At 66.9% G+C, this 18,976-nt stretch carries 15 protein-coding genes; 4 read left to right on the forward strand and 11 right to left on the reverse strand.

Going from position 1 to position 18,976, the window contains the following annotated elements; genetic code table 11:
• Nucleotides 1-27 precede the first annotated feature (27 nt).
• On the forward strand, nucleotides 28-606 hold the full coding sequence (locus tag NXI30_01985) for a glutathione S-transferase family protein (protein MCR9092963.1): 579 nt from the start codon (nucleotides 28-30) through the stop codon (nucleotides 604-606).
• A 36-nt stretch (nucleotides 607-642) separates the two neighbouring features.
• On the opposite strand, the gene NXI30_01990 is transcribed toward NXI30_01985, so the two are convergent.
• From NXI30_01990 to NXI30_02005, 4 genes are all read right to left on the reverse strand, one after another.
• Entirely contained in the window at nucleotides 643-1,251 is a 609-nt protein-coding gene (locus NXI30_01990; GenBank protein ID MCR9092964.1) for a DsbA family protein, read from the reverse strand.
• Between the two features lie 112 nt (nucleotides 1,252-1,363).
• Nucleotides 1,364-2,398, reverse strand: a complete 1,035-nt coding sequence (locus NXI30_01995) for a LamG domain-containing protein (protein ID MCR9092965.1) — start codon at nucleotides 2,396-2,398, stop codon at nucleotides 1,364-1,366.
• Between the two features lie 510 nt (nucleotides 2,399-2,908).
• Nucleotides 2,909-3,799 (reverse strand): hypothetical protein, encoded by an 891-nt coding sequence (locus NXI30_02000; GenBank protein MCR9092966.1) that lies wholly within the window; start codon nucleotides 3,797-3,799, stop codon nucleotides 2,909-2,911.
• Between the two features lie 230 nt (nucleotides 3,800-4,029).
• A complete protein-coding gene (locus NXI30_02005) occupies nucleotides 4,030-4,560 on the reverse strand; it encodes a DUF1523 family protein (protein ID MCR9092967.1) in 531 nt (176 codons plus the stop codon).
• 311 nt (nucleotides 4,561-4,871) lie between these two features.
• Between NXI30_02005 and NXI30_02010 the strand changes: the two genes are divergently transcribed.
• Nucleotides 4,872-6,758 (forward strand): EAL domain-containing protein, encoded by a 1,887-nt coding sequence (locus NXI30_02010; GenBank protein ID MCR9092968.1) that lies wholly within the window; start codon nucleotides 4,872-4,874, stop codon nucleotides 6,756-6,758.
• Here NXI30_02010 and NXI30_02015 read toward each other — a convergent pair.
• From NXI30_02015 to NXI30_02040, 6 genes are all read right to left on the reverse strand, one after another.
• Nucleotides 6,755-7,228: a cupin domain-containing protein gene (locus tag NXI30_02015; GenBank protein MCR9092969.1), complete on the reverse strand. Its 474-nt coding sequence runs from the start codon at nucleotides 7,226-7,228 to the stop codon at nucleotides 6,755-6,757. The genes NXI30_02010 and NXI30_02015 overlap by 4 nt on opposite strands.
• 160 nt (nucleotides 7,229-7,388) lie before the next feature.
• Complete coding sequence (locus tag NXI30_02020) at nucleotides 7,389-7,802, reverse strand: DUF1330 domain-containing protein (protein MCR9092970.1); 414 nt, start codon at nucleotides 7,800-7,802, stop codon at nucleotides 7,389-7,391.
• Nucleotides 7,803-7,961: 159 nt separating this feature from the next.
• Nucleotides 7,962-8,804 (reverse strand): MOSC domain-containing protein, encoded by an 843-nt coding sequence (locus NXI30_02025; protein MCR9092971.1) that lies wholly within the window; start codon nucleotides 8,802-8,804, stop codon nucleotides 7,962-7,964.
• A gap of 13 nt (nucleotides 8,805-8,817) precedes the next feature.
• Nucleotides 8,818-9,225 (reverse strand): RidA family protein, encoded by a 408-nt coding sequence (locus NXI30_02030; protein MCR9092972.1) that lies wholly within the window; start codon nucleotides 9,223-9,225, stop codon nucleotides 8,818-8,820.
• A gap of 29 nt (nucleotides 9,226-9,254) precedes the next feature.
• Nucleotides 9,255-12,635, reverse strand: a complete 3,381-nt coding sequence (locus tag NXI30_02035; protein MCR9092973.1) for a VCBS repeat-containing protein — start codon at nucleotides 12,633-12,635, stop codon at nucleotides 9,255-9,257.
• Nucleotides 12,632-13,471, reverse strand: coding sequence for a prolipoprotein diacylglyceryl transferase (locus NXI30_02040; protein MCR9092974.1), 840 nt, complete (start codon nucleotides 13,469-13,471; stop codon nucleotides 12,632-12,634). Before NXI30_02040 ends, NXI30_02035 begins: the two co-directional genes overlap by 4 nt.
• A gap of 316 nt (nucleotides 13,472-13,787) precedes the next feature.
• Here NXI30_02040 and NXI30_02045 point away from each other — a divergent pair, with 316 nt between their 5' ends.
• Nucleotides 13,788-14,846, forward strand: coding sequence for an NAD(P)-dependent alcohol dehydrogenase (locus NXI30_02045; GenBank protein ID MCR9092975.1), 1,059 nt, complete (start codon nucleotides 13,788-13,790; stop codon nucleotides 14,844-14,846).
• A gap of 69 nt (nucleotides 14,847-14,915) precedes the next feature.
• Here NXI30_02045 and NXI30_02050 read toward each other — a convergent pair whose 3' ends face one another.
• Nucleotides 14,916-16,988 (reverse strand): ATP-binding protein, encoded by a 2,073-nt coding sequence (locus NXI30_02050; protein ID MCR9092976.1) that lies wholly within the window; start codon nucleotides 16,986-16,988, stop codon nucleotides 14,916-14,918.
• Between the two features lie 976 nt (nucleotides 16,989-17,964).
• On the opposite strand from NXI30_02050, the gene NXI30_02055 reads away from it, so the two are divergent.
• Nucleotides 17,965-18,771: a PEP-CTERM sorting domain-containing protein gene (locus NXI30_02055; GenBank protein ID MCR9092977.1), complete on the forward strand. Its 807-nt coding sequence runs from the start codon at nucleotides 17,965-17,967 to the stop codon at nucleotides 18,769-18,771.
• Nucleotides 18,772-18,976: the final 205 nt, after the last annotated feature.

An 18,976-nucleotide genomic window follows, 5' to 3' on the forward strand; every position in this document is an offset into this window, starting at 1 on the left:
AGTCCCACGATCGGCAATCCGAGGCGGGTGGCGATCTTTCTCGCCGAGAAGGGGCTCGAGATCCCCTTCGTGCCGGTGGACCTCTACTCCCAGGAGCACCGGGGCGAGGCCTTCCTCGCGAAGAATCCGATCGGGCTGGTGCCCGTCCTCGAGCTCGACGACGGGACCTTCGTCTCGGAGACGATGACGATCTGCCGCTACCTCGAGGAGCTGTTTCCGGAGCCCAGCGTCCTGGGTAGCGATCCACTCGACCGCGCGATTCGCGACATGTGGCAGCGCCGCGTCGAGTTCGGATTCTTCGCCGCCATCCGGGCCCATTTTCGACACGGCTTCGAGCCGGCGCGGGTCCTCGAGCCGATTCAGATCGCCGAGTGGGGCGAGCTGAATCGCACGCTGGCCGTGGAGGCGCTCCGGGTGCTGGACGCCCAGCTCGCCGAGAACGAGTTCGTCGCCGGATCCGGATTCAGCGCGGCGGACATCACGCTGGTGGTGAGTCTGCAGGGCACGGCGTCGACCGGATTCCGGATCCCCGAGGACTGCCCCCACGTAGAGCGATGGTTCGCCGAGGTCGTTCGGCGACCGAGCGTCGTCGCGACGGCGCCCTGAACCCCTTCGGACACGAAGCGCGGCTCGCGACCGATTTCAGGCGGCCTCTTCGAGCGCCCTCTCGAGATAGAAGCGCGCCAGCTCGAAGCGGTCGTTGCCCCAGAACATCCGATCGCCGACGAAGTAGGTCGGAACGCCGAAGACGCCACGGTCGATGGCCTCCTGCGTGGCCTGGTCCAACTGGGCTTCCAGCTCGGGCGAGCTCGCGCGCGTGAGCGCCGCGTCGGCATCGAGTCCCGCCCCGGCGAGCAGGGCGTGGACGACTTCGGGATCCGAGAGGTCGCGCGCCTCGACCCATCGCGCCCGATAGGCCGGATAGTGGTACTCCCGCAGCTTCCCGGCCTCGGCGGCCACGAACGCTCCGCACAGCGCGAGTCGGGTCGAGCGCCCGACGAGCTCCTTCGGCGCGAGGTTGAGCTCCCCCCCGATCATCTCGGACCAGCCCTGGAGATCGTCCATGTACCACGCGCCGCGCCGTTCGCCGGTCGGCGCTTGTTGCGGTCCGGCCGTGGGCTCTCTCAGGGTGGCGAGATGGACCGGGCGGAACTCGATCGTGGCGCCGAGCTCGCCGAAGAAGGCCTCGGCGCGACAGCTTCCGAGATAGGCCCAGGGGCACGCGTAGTCGAAGTAGAACGGAATCTGCATGGCGCATCCTCTGATTCGATGGAATGCGCCCCATTCTACCGCAGGGGGATGCCCGCCCCAGAGGCAGGAGCCGACGAACCGGCTCCTGCCGGGGCGAGTCGAAGCCCTCGGACTATCGCCGGTGCTTGCCGTGCTTGCGGTGCTTGCGCTTCTTCCGGTCGCGATCATCGTCGTCGTCGTCATCATGGTGACGTCGACGATCATGACCCCAACGGCTTCGGATTCGAGGCTTCGCGTCGTGGCTGTGCAGACTCGCCTCGAGGTTCTCCAACAGGAGATCGATCTCCCCGATCCGGTCGATGAGCATGCCCATCTCCATCTCGAGCGCTTCGATCGACTCGAACGCGATCGTCAGCTCCTCGGCCAGCGCTTCGGTGCCCGGTGCATCGGGGGCCCCGAGCGGCTTGCACTTGCCGGCGGCACCCGCTTCGAAGACGGCGGCGATCTCCTGCTCCGCGAGGGCGCGACCGTAGATCGTGAGCTCGTCGACAGCACCGTCGAGCGCCTGATCCGCCTGGAAGCATCCGCCCAGACAGTCCTGGTCCTGACCGAGCAGGAGACCGAGGGGGCCTACGTCGAGAGGCCCGGCCGGGTAGGCGCGGCGGTCGACGACGAGCCCATCCACGAAGAGCGAGCCCTCGCCGCCTTCGCGCACCAGCGCCACGTGATGCCAGGCGCCGTCGTTCACGAAGACCGGGATCGATCCGGACTGCGACTGCTTGATCCACACGACGAGGCCAGCCGTCCCCTGGAACAGAAGCAGCTCGTTGGCGCTGGACGGGTTGCCGTTGGCAGCCGAGAGCAGGCCGGCAGTCGGATCGGTCGTATTGATCCAGAACTCGACCGTCAGGTCAGCCAATCCATCCGCGGCCAGACGAGGCAGGAGAACACGATCGTCCTGGCCGCCTCCCACACCATCGAACCCGAAGGCGTCCCCCACGAGCCCCATCGCATAGCCTGCACCGGCCGTCGGGCGCGCGTCCCTGCCGGACTCGAGATCGCTCGCGGAGCCGTCGCCTGGCCACCAGCCGATGGAGCCGGGTGGATTCTCGACACATTGCTGTGCGGAAGCCATCGGCGCGAGGGCGAGGGTGATTCCGAGGGAGATCGCGGGGATCGTCTTCTTCAGAGGGGCGGCGCGTTTCATTCGAACTCTCCGTTCTCGATCATCGGGGGCGTGCACGGATCCGCGATGGACGCGGATCAGAATCCTGTGATGGCGAGGAAGGGAGACGCTGTCTGAGAAGCTCGGCGCCGTGCGTCTTCGACGAAGGAACGTGAGCGGACGGACGACACGGGGCGCGATCGAAAGAGAAGCGTCTCCCGACGGCCTCGCCGCCGGAATCCCCTCCTCCTGAGTTCTGGCACCGAACGCGGCTCGCTCGCAGTCCGTACGACCGAGCGTCTGTCCGGCACCGGAATACTTCGGCGCTTCGTCGAATCAGGTGGTGTGTCGACGGTCACGCGAAGCCGGCTTTGCCCGCGGCTTGCTCTTCGGGAGCCACTCAGTCGCGACGCGATTCCGTGAGAGCGATCCCCACGGGCCCCACGCCGACACGATCCGTCGGCGAAGACCTCCGAGCACATCGGTGTCGCCGCCGGACCACCCCATCCCGGAGAAGCCGATCAGGGGGCCGGGTGATCGCGCCGTGCCGGCTCAATCGGGATCGGCGAAGACCTCGGGGCCGGCCATCAACATGAAGCGAGACAGTTTGCTCCGAGTGTCTCGATCGAGCTTGCGCTTCGACGCGAGGAGGAGACTTCGCATGCAGAGCGTGTCGACTTCGATGCCCGCGGACGAGCTCTTGTCGCCGACGCGCACGCGCTCGAAGGTATACACGGAGCTCTCGTCCGGAAGTCGCCCTCCCTGAACGTCGGAGGCGTAGATCGGCAGCAGTCGATAGTCGCCGGAGCGGGCAAGCAGCACCTCGACCACCTCCGAGCGCACCGTGGGCCGCTGCACGATCATCACCACGCCGAGGGCAGAGTTCGCCGCGCCGACCTGGAGCTGAAGCATCGCCTCCATGACGTCGGTGTAGACGACATTCAGGCTCGAAAGGTCCGGGTCCTTCTCGAGCAGGTAGCCGAAGGTCACCGCCGCGCCGCTTCCGGGCCCGTCGACCGAGATCTCGGTTCCCTTCGTGGCGGCGAGGTTGGCGAAGCTCCAGAGGCTCCCCTTGCTCGATCCGATCGCGAGGACGCATTCCTTGCCCGCATCCCCCAGCACGATGTACTCGCTCGCGAACTCCGGGTTCATCTTCACGAACCGGGCGAGCGCATCCGACTGCGTCAGCGCGAGGCCCACGGGACTCGACGGATCGGCGAGACGCGCAAGGTTCTGCGTCGATCCCGAGCTGGGATCGAGCGAGATCTCGTAGCCCTGGTCCGCCGAGAGACTCGCCTTCAATCGCTCGCCGATCGCGTGGTAGCTGCCGCCCTCCCGGCCGGTGCTGATCGCCGTCTGCGCGCCGGCGACGCCGGAAAGGCAGAAGACGAACGCGAGCCCGACCACCGGGATCGCGAACAGAGAAGAGGCACTCGACGACATGCGCAGGAATCTCCGACTTCGAGGATCTCGAGGAGGTGAAGGCTCGATGGGAGCGATGTGTCGGGTCGTCCTCGGTTCGGGGCGAAGCCCGCGACCCGTCAGGGTGATTCTAGACGAACGCGGCGCCGGAGCCGAGCCTGGCGTTCCGACTCGGCACGTCCATGCGCGTATGGCGCCGCCCCGTGGGCTCGGGCTCCCGGCTCGGCTGCTGGAGGGCGCGACGCGCGGGACTAGACGCCCTCTTCGTGTGCGCGCTTGCGGCCGAGGGAGATCGCGATCACAGCGCCCACGAGGATGACGTGGAGGAGCCCGATGAACAGGGCCATCCAGGGGATCGGCTGCGTGCCGGGCTCGACGCGCTCCATGTCGAGGACGTTCGGGAAGGTGCTGAACATCGGAATGCGGAAGCCGTAGGACGTGAGTTTGACCGTGGGCCTCTCCGGGTTGATGGAGAAGCTCTTGGCTTGCGCAGCGACGTTCCCCGAGTCGAACTTGAAATAGGGCGGCCAGCCCCAGCCCGTATCCTCGTTGCGATACACGCGCGGCGCCCCTTCGAGGTCTTCCGCCATCACGTAGCGCACGTCGAGCGCGCGGATCCCGCCCTCCGGCGTCTCGACATCACCGCGCCGCGTCTCGGTCCCCGTGACGTGAACCAGCTCGTGTCTGGGCAGCGTCCAGGCGAGAAAGACCAGGTAGGCGGCGAGCAGGATCAACCCGCCTCCGAGGCCGATCCGTTTGAGCCAGCGCTCCAGGGTCTCCACGTTTCGTCGCTCCTTGGTCAGCGGTCCGCAAAGGTAAATTCGATGGGCCGATGGCGCCAACGCGGTCGCCTCGACGCCGGGGGGTACGCCCATCGTGTCGTCGAGATGGCGCCCCAGACGCGCAACGGCTCCGCAATCGACACGCAGCTCTCGGGTCGAAGACGCGTGCGCTGCACGGTGGCTGCGGGCCCTTTCCGGGATTCGACGCGTTTTTCGACCGCATCCGAGGGTTTCACTCGTCCCCGGTCGCGCGACGTCCGAAACGACAGCGAAGGTCGCTCCTCGACGAGAGCGGCCCGCGAACGGCCGAGATGGACGAAGCAGCGAAATCCAACGAAGAGACACGGGACGCGCCCAAGGGCTTCTCGCTCCTGCTCGTGGTCGAGGACGACCTCACCGCGAAACGGCTGGAGGAGATCCTCGCGCGGCCCGAGGGCACGCGCTTCGAGACGACCCGGGTCCTGCGCGTCGAGGAGGCGCTGCTGCGCCTCCACGCCGATCGTTTCGACGCCATGCTGATCGACCTCTCGGTCCACGAAGCCGACGGCCTCGACTCACTGATGCGCGCGAGTGCCGCGGCGAGCGCGGTGCCGATCGTGGTGCTGACCTATCAGCGCGACGAGGAGACCGGGCTGCGAGCGACGCGCGCCGGCGCCCAGGACTACCTGGCGAAGGGCGAGGTGACGCCGGAGCTCCTCACCCGGACGCTCATACACGCGATCGAGCGCCACCGGACTCTGCAGGCCCTCACCCAGGCCAAGCGGAAGCACCAGTTCCTCGCCACCCACGATACGCTGACCGAGCTGCCCAACCGCTACTGGTTCATGGACCAGCTCGACCGGCTCCTCGCGCGGTCCCAGCGCAGCAACACCCCGATCGCCGTGTTCTTCATCGACCTCGACGGATTCAAGGCGATCAACGACAACCTGGGCCACGCGATCGGCGACGAGCTGCTCGGCGACGTCGCCAAGCGATTGCGCAGCTCGATCCGCAAGAACGACCTCGTGGCGCGGATCGGCGGCGACGAGTTCCTGGCGGCGATCCAGGGCATCGAGGACGAGGAAGAGGCGTTCACCACGGCGGACGTGATCCGACAGGCCGTCGAGCGCCCCTACCACCTCGACGGCAACGAGTGCTGGATCAGTGCGAGCATCGGCATCGCGATCCATCCCCAGCACGGCGAGGACGGAGAGTCGCTGATCCAGAGCGCGGATGCCGCGATGTACGAGGCGAAGAACTCGGGCAAGAACTGCATCCACATGTACAACACCGAGCTGAACGAGAAGGCCGCCGAGCGCTTCGAGATGGTGAACGGGCTGCGGCAGGCCGTGCTCTCGGGCCAGCTCTTCCTGGAGTTCCAGCCCCAGATCGAGGTCGCGACGGAGTCGATCGTCGGCGTCGAGACGCTGGTGCGATGGGAGCATCCGACGCGCGGCTCGATCTCGCCCGCGGACTTCATCCCCGTCGCCGAAGAGACGGGCGGGATGGTCCAGCTCGGGGAGTGGGTCCTGCGCGCAGCCTGCCAGGCCGCGATGGGCTGGGAGGGTCTCAACGACGCGCGCGTCGCGGTGAACATCTCCGGTCGCCAGATCCACCACCACGACTTCCTGAGCCATCTCGACCGGGTTCTCGACGAGACCGGAATCGCGCCCACGCGCCTCGAGCTCGAGCTGACGGAGTCCCTCGCGGCGAGCGAAGAGGCCGTCCAGGTCCTCGACCAGATCCGCGAGCGCGGCATTCGGGTGGCCATCGACGACTTCGGGACCGGCTACTCGTCGCTCACCCTGCTCCGCCGGCTGAACGTCGACCTGCTGAAGATCGACCAGTCCTTCGTTCGGGGCGCCGCCCAGACGGATCCCGACGGCGTGATCCTCGAAGGCATCATCCACATCGCGCGCGGTCTCGGCATCGACCTGATCGCCGAGGGGGTCGAGACGGTCGAGGAGATGCGCTGCCTGCTGGAGCGCGGCTGTTCGCGCATGCAGGGCTACCTGTTCTCGAAGCCCGTCACGCGCCACGAGCTCGTGCACCTCGCCACCGACCCGGAAGCGGCCTGGCGAATCCCGATCGTCGACCCGGAGAGCTGGTCACCCGAGCTGAGTCAGCGGTCCATTCAGACCCAGACCCGAAGAGGCGGCGCGCGGAGCGGCAGTCTCCACGATCCCGACGAGCACCTCTACCCGGTGCTGAAGGACTAGCGAGCTTCCGCCGGCTCGGAATAGATCCCGACCTGGCCCGAATGGATCTCGATCCACTCCGCGCCCTCGTCTCCCGCGCGCCACGCGTAGAGCTTGTCGGGCGAGAAGTAGCCCATGCCGGGGCCCACGCGTCTCGAGCCGAAGAAGAGCTCGCCCCGCAGCACGAAGTTCACCTGGTAGGTGCCGTGGCGATGGGGCTTGACCGACTCGCCGGGCGCGGCGGTCTCGTGATACACGGTGAGCTCTGGCGTCTGGATGATGGTCCGGGTCACGAGGTCGCGCCCCAGCAGATCGAGCAGCGCGTCCGCGTCGGCCGCCTCCCCCATCAGCTCGAGGTTGGTCTGGCCGGCGATCTTCGCGACGTCGAAGATGAAGGGTCGACTCACGTCGGTGTCGTTCTCGGTGACGATCGCCGTCGGGTTGGGCCCGACGCTCGTGCCACCGCCCTGCTCGTCTCCCTGCTCCGCCATCCGACACTCCTTCGCGTTTCGTGCTGGAACGAGCGTACCCTGGCGCGAGGAGGCCGCCAGCCGGGGCGACGTCGACCCGATCCGAGCTCACCCAGGGCAGAATCGCGTCCAGCGCGACCCGGCGAGCCCCGACGGATCCGCGCAGCGCGTCGCCTCCGCGCTAGAAGACGAAGCCCGGGCCGCACTCCACGAGGAGCTGCCCTTCCAGTCCAGCGGCGCGGTGCTCCTGAGCGGCCTGGTATTCGGGGTCGCGAAGCATGTCGAGCATGACCTGCGTCGTCGGGTACTGGATGAGAGCCATGGCGTCCCAGGCGCCGTCGCCAGTCCCGATCAGGAAGCCGCGCACGTCACCCGAGTAGAGGATCTTCACGCCGCGGGAATCCATCACCGCGTGAAACCCCTTCGCGTAGAGCTCGTACGCCTCGCGCCCGCTCAGGTCCGACGCGCGTCCGTCCGCGTACTCGGCGCGCTCCTTGAACTTGAGCAGGTTGAGCATGGCGATCGGCTCGCCGGTCCGACGGTCGCGGAAGGCGCGGACCTGATCTCCGGTCGGCTGAAGGATGTTCTCGATCACGGCGGTTTCCCTCTGCGGTCTGATGGCTCGAAGCGCGCAGCATACATGGAATCCGCCCGATCCAGCGCCCGCGTCTTCGGAGGACGGGTGCGGAGCTTCGCGTCGATCTCGAGGTCGGGGCCGACGGACGTTCGACCTCAGGTCGCGAGGACCCACTGCTCAGCGAAGAAGCGTCACCCGATCACCCGCGCGGATCTCCCCGGGCTCCTCGACGAGCGCGTAGACGCCGAGGTGCCCCTCGTTCTCGCGGACCAGCGTGCGCATGATCTGCGGCGCCTTCGGGAGGTCGGCGAAGCCATGGGTGACCATCGCGCACCGGACGCACTTCGAGTGAACCGAGAGCACGGCGTCACCGACGCGCAATCGGCCTCCGACCCAGTCCTGCTCCGGAAAGGCCCCGCCACCTACGCCCGCGACGAGCAGGTTCGGACGGAAGCGGCGCCAATCGACCTCCGCCTCGGGCTGAGCGTCCGCGATCGTGTCGAGCGAGCGATCGGTCAGGACCAGGAGCGGGAAAGCATCGACGAGCGGTCCGTTGCGCGACTGGAACTCGACGAGCTCGGGGGCCGGCTCCGAGAAGTCGGGCAGCGGCTCGTCCGCCTCCCTCGCGAGCATCGAACGCATCTCCGCTTCGCCGATCGGCTCCCCGGCCTCGGCCGCTCGCGACTCCGCGCCCGCTGGCCAGACGCTCACGCGCCTCCCGAGGAACGCCGACAGGCGCTCGGCCGCGTCCGGCGCGCCCGCCGGAAATCGTGGGCCGCCGGGCAACACGACCTCCGGGACGGCCCCCGGCTCGTACCCATCGACGTACGCCGCCGCACAGGACATCAGCTCCGGACAGCGCTTGCCCAGAAAGAAGTCGCCCCGGCTCTCGTCGCGCAACCCCCAGGCGCGATCGCCCGGGAGGCCGTCGATTCCGAGAGCGGCCCGCCCCAGGCGTTCGCCCTGCATACTCTTGACCGGATAGCGGAAGATCCCGGCGAGTTCGCCGACGCGGGGCATCGACGCCGCTCGATCAGGGAAGCACGGCGACGGCGCTGATCTCGATCAGCATTCCGTCCATGGCCAGGCCCTGCACGCCGAGCATCGTGGACGCATTGGGCGGAAAGGGCTTGCCGTCGAGTGCTTCGGCCATCGCCGCGGAGAACGTCTCGACCTTCTCTGCCGAGATCTCGACGATGTACATGTTGCTGCTGACGACGTTCTCGACCTCGCCGCCCACGGCCTGGAGGGCGGTTCGCAGATTCCGGAAAGCCTGCACCGTCTGGGCGTGCAGATCACCGGGCCCCACGAGCTGGAAGTTCGCATCGAAGGCACCCTGGCCCGCGATGTGAACGATCTTCCCGACCCCCTCCGCAGTGACCACCTGCGTGAAGGCATCCAGCTTGAACAGTCCGTCGGGATTCACTCGCTCGATCTGCATCGCTCCTCCGTTTCGTTCGGCTGCGCTTCTCAGCACCCGCCGGGCGGGCGCGGGGGCAGCGGCGCGGCGGGTCTCGGCAGCAGCGTCGACGTGACGTACCACGCGCCAGACGGGTTGTCATAGTGCAGGAACTGGCTCGTCCCGTCACCCGAGAAGTCTCCGAGATACTGGCGCGTCGCGTTCTCGGAGTAGGTGCGCTCGGGCAGATAGGCGGTCAGCGACAGCCACAGGAGGGGCTTCGCGAAGCGTTCGCCCTCCGAGAGCGCGACGAACCAATCGTTGCTCGAGGGCCGCTTGAAGAGGTAGTCCGTCCGTCCATCACCGTCGAAGTCGCCGAGGAACTGGAAGTTGTGGGGGTCCTCGTGATAGGCCTGCCCGGTCGGCGAATCGCTTCCGGCGAGCCAGCGCGTCGGGAGGTCGAACACGTCCGCCCGGGAGCGGGCGACGTACCACTCGTCCACGCCCTCGCGCTTCCATAGATAGTCGTCGGCCCCGTCGCCGTCGAAGTCGGCCACGTACTGATACCCACGGTTGAACGTCGGGAAGCCGGGGGCGTCGACCTCGCCGAGCCACAGCGTCGGCGTATGGAACGAGTTTCCGGACGAGAGCGCGACATACCAGTCTCCGCCTCCCGTCTCCTTGAACAGGTAGTCGCTTCGACCGTTTCCGTCGAAGTCGCCGATCAGCTGGAAGCTCGGATCGGCGTGGTAGGTCCTTCCGGTCGGAGACGCCGCGCCGAAGAGCCAGGGGAGCGGCGGCTCGAGCCCGTTCCCGGTCGATCGGGCGACGAGCCACTCGTCGATGCCCGAGCGCTTGTAGAGGTAGTCCGACCGTCCGTCTCCGTCGAAATCCGCGACGTACATGTACCCGGCATTGTGGGTCGGACCGGCGGGAGCGGTGCTCGCGTCCAGCCAGAGGGCCGGCGTCTCGAATCCATCTCCGTTCGAGACCGCCGCGTACCAGTCGTTCGTTCCCTCCTGCTTGAAGAGATAGTCGCTCCGTCCGTCCCCGCTGAAGTCCGCGACGAACTGGAAGGCCGCGCTGACGTGGTAGGACTTGCCCGTCGGAGAATCTCCGTTGGTCAGCCAGATCATCGGCGGGGCGAAGCCGCCCCCCGTCGAGACCGCGACGTACCAGTTTCCGGTCGCGACCTCTCGGAACATGTAGTCGTCCCGCCCATCGCCCGTGAAGTCGGCGACGTAGCGGTGCCCCGGATCCGGATGGAGGCTCACGCTCGTCGCCGAGTCGGCGTCGAGCAGCCAGGGCGTGGAGTGCGATCGATAGACGTCGCCGAGCGTGTCCTCGAAGACGCCGTAGCCGGCGACGACGCTCAGCTGATTGTCCCAGCCGTTGACCGATACGAGCTCCTCCGGTGGCACCTCGAGCGCATACCGGTAGCGATCGTAGATACCTCCGATCGTGCACTGCTCTCCGACCTCGGGCTCGGACACGAGATCGGCGGTGACGATTCGAACGGCGTGGCCGTCCGAGAAGAGGCCGACCTCGAGCGACTCCTCGAGATCGACGGCACAGACCCAACCCTCGACGACGTAGTCGCCGGCGTGATCGAACGAGGCCAGCTCGATGTCCGCGCGCACCTCCGGAAAGCGTGTCGTCCGCTGCGAGGCGGTGAGGACGAAGTCGCCTCCGACGTCGAGCACCAGAACCGCCTCCTGGAGGGTCTCGATCGCGAAGCCCGGCGGAGAGACGATCTGGGGATCGGTCGCGTCGTAGTGGAGAGAGATGGTGTCGCCGACCGTCGGGGCGAGGAGCGCCTGGCGGATCTGCGGGCCGTAGTCGAAACCCGCGACCTGGATGGTCTCGGGGACGAGAGCGAGGGGCAGGAGCACGAAGCCCTCGGCATCCCCGGCGAGCTCCGCGAGCTCTTCGTCGATCTCGGACTCGACGACCCGCGCGAGGGCGCCTTCGATGACGGAGAGATCCAGCGCGTCGGCGATCACGTCGGGAAGGAAATCGCCGAAATCGTCGAAGAGGCTGATGACGGATCCCAGTCCGCCGCCTCCGTCGATGTCGACCGTGACGGGACCGTTCGTGGCGGCGAGGTTCGTGATCTCGCCCGAGATCGGATCGAAGAGTCCGCTGACCGCGATGTCCGGGACGGTGATCTTGACGATGAACTTCGTGTTGTCATCGGCCTCCGGCTTCAGCTTGAACTTGAGGAACGCTTGTTCGAGTCGTGCCGTGAACGCATGGGATCCCGTGGCGAGGGCGGTCGATTCGACGCCGATGCTTCGCGTCAAGGTCAAGCGAACGTTGCGCACGTTGAACGAGTACTCGTTGAACTCCTGGACCAACGCGGACCGAAGCTTGTTCTGCAGATCCGTTTCGATGTCGCTCACCTCGCCCCGGAGCGTGTCACCGACGCTCGCGACGATCTCGACGTCGTCCTGCGTTCCGGTCTGCACGGAACCGTCTTCGTCGTAGACGACCGCCCCGACGTGTCCCGTCCGGCGCACGAGCTTGTCCACGCGAGGGCACTCCCCGCACGAGCCGCCGCAGCCATCGTCTCCGCAGAGTCTGCCGGAGCAATCGGGAGTGCACGTGCCGGGAGGCGGGGTACACGTGCTGATGTGGGACACCATGATTCCGCCGAGACCCGGCCCCGCGCAGCCCGCCCCACCCTCTCCCTGGATCCGGATACGGATCCGATCGCCCTCGCTCATTCCCATGTATCGGAACGTGTAGACGTCGGTCTCGCCATCGAAGCTGAAGTCGGGATGGGGTTCCGGCTGACCCTCGACACCGAACTGCGGAACCGCGCCGAGATCGAAGTCGGCGTCGGAATCGTCCGCGCGCGCCTCGAGACGAAGGTTCGGAGCGTGTTCCGGTCCACTGTTGTCCGTGATCAGATTGAGGCAGAAGTCCTGGAGCGTGCCCGTGTTGATTCGGAGCTGGTTGACGAAGTTGTTGGCGTTACCACAGGCGTGTTCGTCGTAGGTCGTTCCAGAGGTTCCGGTCGTCCCGTCCGGGAGGATGAACACGTCCCAGCTCGGGTCACCGCCGGCGGTCTTGACGCCGACCGGCTCACCACCGGCATCGGGCGAGAACGTGCGATCCAGTGCATCGAGTCCCAGGTGGTGCTTGAAGTTCTCGAACTCCGGAGTCCACTCGATACAACCATCGCAATCGGTCGGGAGACCCGACTGGAAGTCGTCGAGATCGAATGCCGGGAAGTACTGCAGGTGCTGCCCCATTCCCGGGCCGCGGAAATCGGTCGTCGTCGTCTTCCCGACGTAGGTGATCGTCTGCTTGAGAGGCGGGGTCTCGGAGAGCGCGAAGGTCTGGGGGTCCGCCATCTCAGCGCGAACGACGGCCAGCCCGAGCAAGGCGAGCGCGACGCCGAAGACGCGGGACGCCCTGGCGCGAACGAGGGCTCGACCGCGCCTCACGAGACACCGACCCCGGCGGCGCCGGCGCGCTCGCCCGACGCGCGGCTTCCATCAGCGTACGAACGCCGCCGCTCCCAGAGGAGGAGCGCGAGCGCCACCAGTCCGATCGGAACGACGACCAGATGGAATCCGCTCACCGGATCACGGAAGAGCTCGATCCATCCTTTCGCGAGTCCGTGAATCGCCAGGAAGAGGAGCGTGACTTCTCCCTCGAAGCGGGCGCGTTTGCGCAATCGAAGGAGGTAGGCCGCCAGGATCCATTCCATGAGCAGCAGGTATATGGGAAACGGGTGGACCGCGGCCGAGAGCGACTCGACCTGCGAGATGTGCCCGGCCGCGAGGTGATCGTGCCACGGGATCGAGCCGTACGGATACTGGATCGCCCACGGAAGACTCGACGGAGCGCCGTAGCAGCAGCCGTGCAGGAGGCACGCCACACGACCGATGCCGCCCCCGAACGCGAACGCGGGCGCCCATGCATCGAGGTATGCGCGGGCCGACAGACCCCGCGGAAGGAGTCGCCGACCGAGCCAGACGGCGAGCAACATCCCGACGAGCGCCCCCGGATACCGCCAGCCCCCTTGAACCTCCTGGGAGAAATCCCCGAGTGCTCCGCCGAAGCTCGCCCATCGATAGAGGAGGCTGTACAGCTTCGCGCCACCGAAGCCCCCGATCCCGACGAGCACGGCCATCGGGACGAGATCCCGGATCCGGAATCCTTCCCTCCCCAGGAGCCAGAAAAGGACGAGGCTGACCGCGAGCGCCGCCAGCGCGGTCACCGGCGTATAGAGCAGCGCCCCGTCGAGATTCTCGAAGCCACCGAGCCGGGGATACATACGCGAGACCCCATCGGTCCGATCAGGGCGGAGACGCGGTATGACGCATCGATCCGAAGAGCAGCGGGACCGATTCCGAGTTAGCGCGGGGCGCGGAGGGGCGCAAGAAAGGAGCGGGTTCGCGGGCCCGAAGCCGCCTCCGCGGTCCGACGAACGAACGCCTCTACGGAACGCGCGTGAGATCTCGGGCCCGCGAGGATGGCGAACCGACCGACGCGTAGAAGACGAGCGGACGCGCGTTTCCTCGAGGGAACCGCGATCGGCGATACGCTCTCGACTCGCCGAGAGATCGAGAGGGGCGAGCGGGGAGACACGAATGCAGGCATTGAGACTCGTCGAGTGGAAGTCCGAACCGAAGCTGGTCGAGGTCGACAGGCCCGAGCCCGGCCCCGGCGAACTCGTCGTCAAGATCGGCGGAGCCGGTGCGTGCCACTCCGACCTCCACATCATGCACGACTTCGATCCCGAGACGGCCACCTGGGAGCTGCCCTTCACGCTCGGCCACGAGAACGCCGGCTGGGTCGATGCGGTGGGCGACGGCGTGACCGGCATCGAGCGCGGGCAGCCCGTCGCCGTCTACGGGCCCTGGGGCTGTGGAACCTGCGCGCGCTGCAGACCGGGGATGGAGATGTACTGCGAGAACCCGCTCGAAGCGCCGACGCCCGGAGGCGGAGGTGGCATCGGTGTCGACGGAGGCATGGCGGAGTACATGCTCGTGCCCGACCCGCGCTTGCTCGTGCCGTTGCCCGACGGACTGGATCCTGCCCGCGCGGCGCCGCTGACCGACGCCGGACTCACGCCCTATCACGCGATTCGACGCTCACTGCCGAAGCTGGTGCCGGGCTCGAGCGTCGTCGTGATCGGCGTCGGGGGTCTCGGGCACATGGCGGTGCAGATCCTCAGGGCGACGACGGCGGCGAAGATCATCGCGGTCGATCAACGCGAATCCGCGCTGAAGCTCGCGCAGGAGCACGGCGCGGACATCGCCCTGCTCGCGAACGACGCCACGGCCGAAGAGATCCGGTCTGCGACCGGGGGGCTCGGCGCCGACGTCGTGTTCGACTTCGTCGCCGTAGAGGCGACACTCGGTCTGGCCGCCGCCGTCGCGCGCCCACTCGGCGACCTGACGGTCGTGGGGCTCGGCGGCGGGGCGCTGCCCGTGTCGTTCTTCACCGTGCCCTACGAAGTCAGCATCCAGACGACCTATTGGGGATCGCGCCCCGAGCTCGTCGAGCTGCTCGATCTCGCGGCGCGCGGGCTCGTCGGATCCCGGGTCACGAAGTTTCCGCTCGATCAGAGCGTCGACGCCTATCGCGCCTTGCACGCCGGCGAGATCGACGGGCGCGCGGTCGTCGTGCCGTTCGAGAGCTTCTGAACGGGGGCACCGGCGAGCTGAGGCGCGCGACCGGGTCCTTCACGACCGACGGCGCGGGAATCGTCGCACCTAGCGGTCGAGTATCTCACCGACCATCGCGAGGAGGTCGTTCGGCTTGAAGGGCTTCTCGAGAAAATCACCCTTCAGGATCTCGGCTTCTTCGCTCGAATCCATCACATGCCCGGAGACGAGGAGCGAACGGAACGAGGGCTGAAGCTTTCGCAGCTCCTCGAGCACGCTTGGGCCCGTTCGACCCGGAAGAACGACGTCGGCGACCACGAGATCGACGGGACGACCCGCCGCACGCATCACCGCATGGGCTTCGTCACCATCGGCGGCCGTCAGAACCCGGTAGCCGGCTTGCTCCAGCACCGAGGCGTTCAGCAGACGGACCATCTCATCGTCTTCGACGAGGAGAACGAGTCTGCCCGCACCCGACTTCCGCGAGGCGACCACCCCATCGTCGTCGGAAACGTCATCCACATCGTCTTCGGGCAAGAGAACGCGGAATCGGGTGCCCTCGCCAGGGACGCTGCGCACGAAGATGTCGCCGCCCAGCTGTCTGGCGATTCCGTAGCAGGTCGAGAGTCCGAGGCCCGTCCCTTTTCCGGCCGGCTTGGTCGTGAAGAACGGCTCGAAGATTCGATCGAGATCCTCGGGCGGAATTCCGGGCCCCTGGTCGACCACGTCGATGCACGCGTAGCGTCCCGCCGGAAGGGGGCACTCGACCGTCGATCCGCTCAGCTCGTGCGACGACACCGTGATGGCGATCTCTCCTCGTCCCGAGATCGCATCCCGTGCGTTGATACAGAGATTCATCAACACCTGCTCGACCTGACCGACGTCGACGCGAGCGGTCGGACGATCGATCGCGCGAATCACGATCGTCACGTCATCCCCCACCATTCGTTCGAGCAACTGCGATACGCCATCGACCAGAGTCGCGAGGTCTACGCGCGTCACCTTCAAAGGCTGTTGGCGGGCGAACGCGAGCAGCTGTCGGGTCAACTGGGCGCCGCGTTCCGATGCGTCGGCGATCATCTGCGCCGAGCCTCGCTCGTCTTCGCCCAGCTCCGAGTCGTCGAGCAGAACCTGGGCGAATCCCGTGATCACGGTCAAGAGATTGTTGAAGTCGTGCGCGATTCCCCCTGCCAGCTGACCGATGCCCTCCATCCTCTGGGCCTGGTGCAGCTGGTCCTCGAGCTTCTTGTACGCAGTGCAGTCGCTCATCGTCCCAAGCAGGCGATCCGAACCGCCGCTCGGCGACCTCTGCTCGAGCTGTCCGCGCGTTTCGATCCATCGGATCGAGCCATCCGGAGCCATGATTCGATAGGTAAGAAATCGCTGGAGCTCCGGATGGCGGATGACGCTCCCGAACTCCGCGGCAACGCGATCCCGGTCGCTCGGATGAATGATCGAGAAGAATTCTTCGTGGCTCGCCGGGCTCCACCCGTACTCGCGCCCGAGAATCTCCCCGACCTCCTCGCTGCAGACGACCCGGTTCGAACTGAGCGACCAGGACCAGGTCCCCATGGCCGCGGCCTTCAACGCGATCCTCAGCTCCTGCTCACGAGTCTGAAGCACCTTCTCAGCGCTTCGCCGGAGCTCAGCTTCCAACGTGAGTGCCGCGAACTCCCCGATCGATGCGGCGAAGCTCTCTTCATCGCGTGTCCAGCTTCGACGTCGCCCGACCTGTTCGTGGCAGATCACGCCGACGCTGCGCCCGCCCATCATGATCGGCGCATCGAGCATCGAGTCGATGCCCAACTCCGACAGATAGTCGGCAGCGAACTCGCGCGTCAATGGGTGATTCGCCGCGTCGATCGCCGCAATCGTGCGCTGGTCATCGAGCGCGGAGAAGTAGATCGGGTAGTCGCTCCGTCTCAGCTCCGCACCCGACGAGTGGGTCTGGTCCCGAGTATCGAGGAGATTCTCGCAGACGAGCTTCGAACGGGAATCGTCGAGTAGCCAGACGCTGACTCGCGCGACCCTGAGCGCATCCGAAGCCTTCTCACAAAGCTCGCGAAAGGCGCGACGCCGATCACCCGAATGCCACGTCGTGCTTCGAGAGAGATTCAACAGCGCAGACGTGAACTGCTGGAGCTGATCACTCACGCGCCGTTCCGCGGTCTTTCGGGTCATCGAGGCTCCGCCGCTTGACCAATCAGGTGCGTACGTCGAACGCTGAAAGAGAGTATGACGAATCGGTAGCTGCCGCTCGAAGTCTCCCCCCTGCCGATTCGGCTGGCGACGGTCTTTCCATGACGACACTTTTCTTTGTTCGACACGAAAGCCTGAGAAGTGGGTTGGCCAGACGACGGCTCGCGTTCGGCTGACACATCACGGTGGTCCGGACGGCCTGGGGACGCATCCCGATCGCCGAGACTGGGAGAAACGCCCGAGGAGGGTCCGGAGATTGCCCGGGAGCGGGAGACTGCAGCCCGAAGTCCGAGCCGGCCGACTGAATCGCCCCGAGTTTTCCGGAGGCTCCATCTCTCGAGAGGATGGCGTCGCGCCACGGCAGGAAAGGTCTTCACAAGGAGTTCGGGAACGTGCGGTTCGGATGGTCGCAGGACACCGATCCGAATGGGGCTCGGAGTGGGAGGCCATCCGATCGATCGCGGAGAAGATCGGATGCTCGGCTGAGGCCCTCCGCACCTGGGTCCGAGGGACCCGGCCGGGATTCCCGGCGTGGTTCACTTGAATCGGTGATTCCGGCAGAGCCCGATGGGATTTCCCGTCCCCAATTCCCTCGCCGCAGGCACTCCCATTCATGGCGTCGATCCTCCGATCACGAAAGGCGATCGGCACGGTTCTTGCTCAAACGCGGGTGCGGACACGTCGCCCGTCCAGGCAGGCGACGCCACCGCGACCGGGAAAGACGGGAAGTCGGCCTCCCCGGGCGTTTCGAACCTGCCCTCCGGCGCATTCGCAGCTTCTGCTGCGTACTCCGGAGGGGAAATAGTTGAAGTTGAGTTCCACTTCTTGCGCAACGGATCCGAGGCCTCTCGTGAAATCGAGCGGCCGAGGCGCGCAGGCAGGTGGCAAGGGTCGAGCAATCGGGTGCCGGAACACGAGCGGCCCAGAGCAGAAGAAGCGAGATGAGATGAGAACGACGATGACTCAGCCCCCCCGAGCCGCTCGCCCGGAGATTCGTGGACGTGCCCTGGGAATCTTCGTGATCGCCGCCCTCCTGATGGCGCCTGGCGTCGGAAGTGCCGCCTTGATCACCCTCACCTTCGACGATGGCGCCTACGATCCGACGATCGTCTACCCGGGCGGAGAGCTGCACGGCCCCTACGACTGGATCGAGTCGAACGGGATCCGGGCGGCCGGATTCTGGGCGACGGACGTGGGTACGCCGAGCGCCGCGTTCCAGCTCGGGCATACGCACGTGCAGCCGAACTGGTCCGGACGACCGGATGGCCGATACGAGCGGATGCACTCCTGGACCGACGACCTGCAGGGGCTCAACATCTCCCTCGAGAGCGGGGCGCGCTTCGACGTCGTGTCGATCGACTACTCGATTCGGGAAAGGATCTCGACGGTGCCCGATCTCAAGCGGCTTCCCTGGGCGACGGGCCCCGACGACGCCCAGATCCTGTTGAGCACCGAATTCGATCCGACCGTCGCGGACCTCGAGAGTCAGTGGACCGCCTTCGCCATCGACGACTACGGGTTGCCCTACAGGCCCTGGTTCACCCTGGACGTCTCGGGCTTCGACAACGTTTCGAGCTTCTATCTTTCGCAGACCATCGCGGGCCTCGGAATCGACACCATCGTGCTCGACGTGCACAGCGTCACGCCCGTCCCCGAGCCCTCCACGGCGCTGCTGATCGGCCTCGGGCTGGCGGGACTCTCGCGCCGGGCCTCTCGGCCCGTTCCGGAGGCGGCGCTCGGCCTCCGGGATCGACACCGTCGGTAGGACGCGGGACGGAAGACCCACTGCGACTGCGAAGCCGAGCCCTTCGTACCTGAGGCCTGGCCGGTAGCCAGTCGCGCGTGCTCGCGGGCGCCGACCGAAAGGCCGGCCGGGCGAGCTCGACGGCCGATTGTCTTCCCGGGCTCACGCGCGAACGCGATCAGCCGCGCTTCGAAGTTCGCACGGCGTGTCGCGAGCGCCTGCCGCG

This window comes from bacterium (assembly GCA_024742285.1).
Classification (GTDB): domain Bacteria; phylum Myxococcota_A; class UBA9160; order UBA9160; family UBA4427; genus UBA4427.